This window comes from Microcoleus sp. B7-D4 (assembly GCF_036705125.1).
In the GTDB taxonomy this organism is placed as follows: domain Bacteria; phylum Cyanobacteriota; class Cyanobacteriia; order Cyanobacteriales; family Microcoleaceae; genus Microcoleus.
In genome coordinates, this window is the sequence record NZ_JAUBTT010000182.1 from 1 (window position 1) to 7464 (window position 7464).

The window sequence follows — 7464 nt, forward strand, 5'->3', positions numbered from 1 at the left end:
TTTTTTTCTAATTAAGTATTTTTATCGATTTTATCATGATCTTACCTCTGTCTCACATTTATTTGAAATGACTATAATACAAAATGTGGTTGGATTCGTCACTCAAATATTTAAGTGCGATCGGGCGTCACTGTAAACTTTTATGGTTGAGCTTGTGGTTCCCACTGACAGATAGACTCTGGTTTGAGAGGGCAATTTTTCGGAGCGATCGGATTTCCGCTGAGGTAGAGTTCAGTCAGTTTAGTGAAAGATGCTAGCGGTTTGATGTCGCCGATTTCATTGTTTTCGAGTGAGAGCAAAGTCAGCTTAGTCAAGGATGCTAGCGGTTTGATATCAACGATTTGATTGTTGTTGAGCCAGAGAATCTCTAGTTTAGTCAAGAATTCTACCGGTTTCAGATCGGCGATCTCATTCTTGTTAAGTGATAGCCCTTCCAGGTTAGTCAAGGATGCTAGCGGTTTGATATCAACGATTTGATTCGAGCTGAGGTTAATCCCTTCCAGGTTAGTCAAGGATGCTAGTGATTTGATGTCACTAATCTGATTGCTGCTGAGGTCGATAAAAGTCAGTTTCATCAAAGATGCTAGCGGTTTGATGTCACTAATTTTATTGCCAGCGAGATCGATCCCAGCCAGGTTAGTCAAAGATGCTAGTGGCTTGATGTCGTCAATCTGATTGCTGCGGAGGAAAAGCCCTTTCAGGTTAGTCAAGGATGCTAGCGGTTTGATGTCATCGATCTGATTTTCGATGAGGACGATTTCAGTCAGGTTAGTCAAGGATGCTAGCGGTTTGATGTCGCGGATCTGATTGTTCCCGATGTTGAGCACTTTCAGGTTAACCAAGGATGCTAGCGGTTTGATGTCAACGATCTGATTGCTGCTGAGGTTGAGCAAAGTCAGGTTAGTCAAGGATGCTAGCGGTTTGAGGTCGCTGATAGAACAGTTGATGAGCCGGAGAACGTTCAGGTTAGTTAAGGATGCTAGCGGTTTGAGGTCGCTGATTCCTTGCTTCGTAAAGCTAATTCCTGTGATACTAGAAAGTTGGCGAGCGCCCTCATCGCACTCAGTAGTTCCTGCTATTTTTAACAGCATATCAACAGTATGTTTAGCTTCTGGACTCAAAGAATCTTTTTCGCGACACCATTGAGCAAATGTTTTGTTTCCCGATCGCACTTCTGCTGCTTTCGCCGACACTCCATTTGCAGATAATGCTAGAAGCACACAACAAGTAAGTGCGATCGACTTTGGTAACTTCATGTGTTTGTGTGCAACTATAAGTGTCATAATCTTGTACCTCTAATTTCCCCAACAGTAAAGTTTGAGCATTTAATTTCAGGGTTCCCACTTACAGATAGACTCTGGCTTTAGTGGGCAAGTTTTGGGAGCGATCGGATTTCCGCTGAGGCCGAGCCAAGTCAGTTTAGTCAAGGATTCTAGCGGTTTGATGTCGCTGATTTGATTGTTATTGAGCCAGAGCCAAGTCAGGTGAGTCAAAGATTCTAGCGGTTTGATGTCGCTGATTTGATTGTTGTCGAGCGTGAGTACATTCAGCTTAGTCAAGGATTCTAGCGGTTTGATGTCACTGATTTGATTGTTGTTGAGTTCGAGCCCATTCAGGTTAGTCAAGGATTGCAAGAGTTTGATGTCGCTGATTTGATTGTTGTTGAGTTCGAGCGAAGTCAGTTTAGTCAAGGATTGCAAAAGTTTGATGTCGCTGATTTGATTGTTGTTGAGACGGAGCCGAGTCAGGTTAGTCAAGGATTCTAGCGGTTTGATGTCGCTGATTTGATTGTTGTTGAGTTCGAGCGAAGTCAGTTTAGTCAAGGATTCTAGCGGTTTGATGTCGCTGATTTGATTGTTGTTAAGTTCGAGCGAAGTCAGTTTAGTCAAGGATTCTAGCGGTTTGATGTCGCTGATTTGATTGTTGCCGAGGAAGAGCCAAGTCAGGTTAGTCAAGGATTCTAGCGGTTTGATGTCGCTGATTTGATTGTTATTGAGCCAGAGCCGAGTCAGGTTAGTCAAGGATTCTAGCGGTTTGATGTCGTTGATTTGATGGCCGCGGAGCCAGAGCGAAGTCAGGTTAGTCAAGGATTCTAGCGGTTTGATGTCGCTGATTTGATTGTAGTCGAGGTCGAGTTGCGTGAGACTCGAAAGTTTCTGATTAGCCACATCGCACTCAGTAGTCCCTGCTTTCTGCAACAGCACCTCAACAGTATGTTTAGCTTCAGGAGTCAAATCAGCTTTTTGGCGACACCAATCAGCAAATGTTCGTCCACTATTTTTCGGTTGCGTCTCGGAGGCCTTCGCGGAAAGTCTATGTCCCCAGTCACAAATAGAGTCTGGCTTCATAGGGCAAGTTTTGGGAGGGATCGGATTTCCCCTGAGTTTGAGCGCAGTCAGTTTAGTCAAGGATTCTAGGGGTTTGATGTCGCTGATTTGATTGTCGCTGAGGTTGAGCACAGTCAGGTTGGTCAAAGATTCTAGCGGTTTAATGTCGCTGATTCGATTCAAGCTGAGGTCGAGTTCAGTCAGTTTAGTCAAGGATTCTAGCGGTTTGATGTCGCTGATTCGATTGTAGTCGAGACGGATTTCAGTCAGTTTAGTCAAGGATTCTAGCGGTTTGATGTCGTTGATTTGATTGAATCCGAGGTGGAGCGAAGTCAGTTTAGTCAAGGATTCTAGCGGTTTGATGTCGCTGATTTGATTGTTGAAGAGGTAGAGCAGACTCAGGTTAGTCAAAGGTTGCAAGGGTTGGATGTCGTTGATTTGATTGAATCCGAGGTGGAGCCAAGTCAGGTTAGTCAAAGATTCTAGCGGTTTGATGTCGCTGATTTGATTGTTGAAGAGGTCGAGTCCAGTCAAGTTAGTCAAGGATTCTAGCGGTTTGATGTCGCTGATTTGATTGTCGCCGAGGAGAAGCGCAGTCAGGTTAGTCAAGGATTCCAAGGGTTGGATGTCGCTGATTTGATTGTTTCTGAGATCGAGTCCCGCGAGACTCGAAAGTTTCTGATTAGCCGGATCGCACTCGGTAGCCCCTGCTTTCTTCAACAGCACCTCAACTGTATATTTAGCTTCACGGCTCAAAGAAGCTTTTTGGCGACACCAATCGGCAAATGTTCGTACACTGTTTCCCGGTTGCGTCTGTGCGGCCAACTCCGAAGGTCTATTTCCACATGATGCTAGGGCGATCGCACAACAAGTAACTGCGATCGCCTTTGGTAAATTCATGTGTTTCTGTGCAAATATAAGTGTCATAATCTTGTAACTCTAATTTTCTGAACTGTATACAACAAAGACACGGCAATACCGTGTCCCTGCAAAAAATCTATTAAAAACTCTCTGAATTACCTCACTCAGGCAACTTATACTAATTAGTAGCTGCGTCTTTTTGCATGATATTCTGTGCCGAGCGAGGATATTTCCACGCTCCGAACCCTACCCAACTAATTAATATCAACTCCCACCAAATCTGCCACAACTTTCTCCAATCCAGCTATCACCTTCGTCGTCCGTTTCCAGTCAACCTTATCGGGTGTATCTTGCGCCGTGTGATAGTAAGGATAGCGATAGGGAGCAGTATCTGTCACCATCAGCCCTGGATAACCATGTTGCCAAAAAGACCATTGATCAGACCAACCAACACCAGGAATGCCACCCGGAATTGCTGCACCTTCTGAGGGAAATTCAGCATGGCGGCGGAAAGATGCGATCGCCTCTCTAACCAGTTTACTTGAGGATGTATTGCCAATAAATCCGATAAAATTTCCCGACGTAGGATAAAAAAGGTTTAATGGTGCTGGATATTTCTGACTGTTTTTGGCATCTGAGTAATAACCAATTGTTTCTAAACTGAGCATCGAAACAATTTTTTCATTACGCTCTCTGCATCTTTTGGCATAAACCAAACTCCCCATATCAGCAGTCCAGAAAAAAGGCGGTTCCTCATTCACAAACTCAACAAAACGCACAGTCTTTTCCGGCTTTTTACCTGCAAACATTCTCGCTAAAGCCAGAACTCCCGCCGCCCCAGTTGCGTTATCATTTGCCCCTGGACTCCCCACCACAGAATCATAATGTGCCCCAATTACAACGATTTCATCTGCCTTTTTTCCCCCTGGAATCTCCACTTCTATGTTATAATAAAAATTATCATCAATTTTATATTCTTGTCGTTCAACTTTATAGCCAGCCTTTTGAAATGATGCTTCGAGAAAGTCAGCGGCTTCTCCAAGTTTTTGATATTGTATAAAGTTGCGCTCTCCGATTTCACCAGCGAGCTTTTCCACATCGCGCTGTAAAGCATCTCGGAGCGAGATTTCCTGTGCTGTTAAAGGGGGAATTGTCCCGCTGTAGCTTTTCCCTGGCATTGCAATCATACTCAACCATATCCCACTAATTAGAGTAATTAAGATCGTACTAAGGATAGCCAGTCTAGTTAACGTTCCGCGATTCCATAATTCGATCTTTCCCAATTGCATTTGTTTTCTATCCTTGGCTATGCTTGAGTAGTAGGGTGCGTCAGTTAGCGTTATTTTTTCAATAATCCAACAGCTTTTGACTGACGCACCCTACAAGTTTACACATCGGGCAACTTATACTGCGCGACAATCCGCTTAGCATATTCCGGCACATGAGCCTCTAATTTCTCAGGATAATTCCGCTTCACGTACAGATAATTACGAGTGAAATGAGAATCAATTGAAAAACGGGCATATTCCAAACCCTTCGGCCCAATTCTCTCAATAAACACGCCCATTAACTTCGCCGCCCACATCGGCAAAGTCACTCCTTTTTCATAAGCTGGAATACTTTGCTGAACCGCCTCTTTTCGGTTTCCCTTAGACATCACCGGCTGAGTGTTAAGCTGATCCGTTACCAAATCTAACATCTCTTGCCCCGTGTCATTTCGCACCACAATCCACTGCCAGCCAAAAGGTGCGCCCATGTAGCCCACCACTAAATCTGCTAAAGAATTCACATAATCAAAACAGCTCAAACAAGAAGGAGCAAAAACATCCTTCAATTCCTTAGTATTCAAGCCAAAAAACGGCACTTTCTCTTCCGAACCATCTTCGTGTTTGAAGTGAACGTTAAAGTCTTGCATAAACTCGTAAGAAACCACAGTTTCCGGAGAACGGCTAGTCGTATCTAGGAATTTCTGCAAGCCCGCGCGGCTGACATTATCCACGCAGGGAGTCCCCAAAACGTAGAGCTTTTCTAAACCGAGTTTTTTCTCGACTGTTCGCAAAGCTTGAATTTGACAGCCGACGCCAATTACTAACAGCCGCTTCATCCCCGATTTTTCGATTTGTTCTAATACTGAAAGATTGGGAGAGAGAGTGGGTTTGTTGACTTTTGCTGCGAGAATCTCTTCACGATTCCTAGCAATTATCGGCATCGGTTGAAAGCGGTCTTCTTTAGTATTTTGGACGCAAACAACGCCTTCTACAATTCCTTTTTCGAGCATTTCAATGGCAATTGTGCTGACGATCCCCGTCCACTGAGCACCCTCGATCGGCTCTTTTTTCCGAGCCGCCATCATGTTTTGACTGACTCCAAAATACCAATCGTCGGGATTGTCGAGATTGCGCGATCGCCCGTGAATCTCTTCTTCTAATTCCGCGATGTGCTGTGTTAAGAAAGCACAAGATTCCTTGACATAATGGATGTAATATGTATCGCACAAACCGCACTCGCTGCAAAGTTCTTTAGCGGGGCGGCGGCTACCCGGTTTGAGGGCCTTGGATTTTTGGTGTTTAGTAGAATCTGTTGCGGTCATCTAAATTACTTATTTTATGCAGATATGGCTTTTGTTAGGATATCACAGCAATTTCGGTTGTTACCTCCTTTATTCTTTAGACCTCTTGCAAAAATCCTTTCATCAATTGATGGGACGGGCAAGATGCCCGTCCCACAAGAGTTATTTCTTCTTGTGGGGCGGGCATCTTGCCCGTCCTAATTATTTTTGCAAGAGGTCTTTTCTGTCATTCCTCGCAGGCGGACGCAAGCTTGTGCGGGAGCAAATTCGGTTCGCCCGAAATTGGCGGTTTTCAAAGCTTAAAAAATATTAGTCAGGACTTACCTAGGTTGCGCTAAAAACCCGGTTTCTTCCTGAATACCTCACTGTTAAACCTAAGATTTATGGTAAAAACCGGGTTTCTTTGTGTAGTTTGGGTAAAAAAATTCGGTTTCAGAGCATCGCCGTGCGTCTAGGAGTGTTTGTGTAAGTCCTATTAGTATCAATCCGGATCTAGCGGGCGATCGCGCGAATACATTGCCAAATAAAGCTATAAAAAAATGGTAAAAATGTTTGTGACAACAGCCGTCGTTGGCATCATGATGAATCTCGCAATTTCGAGCTTAGGATTTGCTGCTTTAGTTCGTCCTGTCCCCGCTACGAATCAAACTGTTGCGACTCTAGAAAGAATGCTCAGCGCGACACAAAAGCCGGCGGCGCTGAACTATTCGCGCCTGGGGATTGGCGAGGTTCGGTTGGGGATGTCTGTAGAAGAGGCAAAACGTAAGTTGGGAAAACCACAGCGCGACGAAACTAAACCTGCTGGGCCTGGGATCGGCGGCAAGATTCGCACGCTAAGCTACTCAGGATTGACGGTAGCAGCATGGAAGGGCAAAGTTTATTTAATTTCTACTACCAATCCCAAGTTTCTGACAATTGATGGTGTGAAGCTAGGAGATAACAGCCAAAAAGTCGTTAAAACTTACGGTTACGGGTCGCAATCCGTGCAGGGTGGAGTGACTCGGTTGACTTACAGCAATGACCAAAAGGCTTCTAATTTGATTGTGGAAATTAAGGGCGATCGCGTGCAAAAAATTATTGTGAGCACGCAGCTAAACTGAAATATTAAATAACAGTGCAAAAGTCCCGGTTCACAAGTTTGTAGTAAGGACTTTATTCCTTATTTATGAGGATTTTTAGCCTTTCTGTGAGTTGACTGGAGGGCTTTTTCCTCATGTACGCGCGTGCGTAGCTATCCCGTAGGGAATCGCCCGCGTCTCCTTAATCCTCTTTATCATCATCCGACAATTGTGTAATTTCCTCAGCAATTAGTGTCTGAAAATCCTCTCCGCAGTGAACGTTGAGATGGATTGCAGAGAGGAAGGAACTCTGCTAGAATTTCCGCTTTTTGTCGATCGCTCAAATCAGGTAACTGAAGTTGATCGATTAATATCAAATCCGCCCTTCATCGGAATTATTCATCTCTCTGTTCTCTTCCTCTGCGTTCTCTGCGTACTCTGCGGTTTAATCATTCCAATCCAACCGGAATTGATATAAAGTAATAACATTTTGACACTCAGTGCCCAATTCTTCAATTAACGTACTCAGCCTAGAATTAGTTACAGAAATTGTCCGATCGCTAACTTCCATCTTTACTTAGGATCGCGAATTAAATAACTTACAATTTTAATTGTTATTGTGGGATGGGCGTCCCGCCCGTCCAAAAAG

General features: G+C 44.2%; 5 protein-coding genes. 1 reads left to right on the forward strand and 4 read right to left on the reverse strand.

Annotation, left to right across the window (positions count from 1 at the left end):
• Positions 1–140: 140 nt before the first annotated feature.
• The 4 genes from QUB12_RS35985 to QUB12_RS36000 form a co-directional block, all read right to left on the reverse strand.
• Positions 141–1283: a leucine-rich repeat protein gene (locus QUB12_RS35985; protein ID WP_333310901.1), complete on the reverse strand. Its 1143-nt coding sequence runs from the start codon at positions 1281–1283 to the stop codon at positions 141–143.
• A gap of 48 nt (positions 1284–1331) precedes the next feature.
• Positions 1332–3254 (reverse strand): leucine-rich repeat domain-containing protein, encoded by a 1923-nt coding sequence (locus QUB12_RS35990; protein WP_333142545.1) that lies wholly within the window; start codon positions 3252–3254, stop codon positions 1332–1334.
• Positions 3255–3442: 188 nt separating this feature from the next.
• Entirely contained in the window at positions 3443–4477 is a 1035-nt protein-coding gene (locus QUB12_RS35995) for a M28 family peptidase (protein WP_333142544.1), read from the reverse strand.
• A 98-nt stretch (positions 4478–4575) separates the two neighbouring features.
• Positions 4576–5778, reverse strand: coding sequence for a Coenzyme F420 hydrogenase/dehydrogenase, beta subunit C-terminal domain (locus QUB12_RS36000; protein WP_333142543.1), 1203 nt, complete (start codon positions 5776–5778; stop codon positions 4576–4578).
• 533 nt (positions 5779–6311) lie between these two features.
• Here QUB12_RS36000 and QUB12_RS36005 point away from each other — a divergent pair.
• The gene (locus tag QUB12_RS36005; RefSeq protein ID WP_333300521.1) at positions 6312–6857 is read left to right on the forward strand and encodes a hypothetical protein; all 546 of its coding nucleotides are present in this window, start codon (positions 6312–6314) and stop codon (positions 6855–6857) included.
• Positions 6858–7464: the final 607 nt, after the last annotated feature.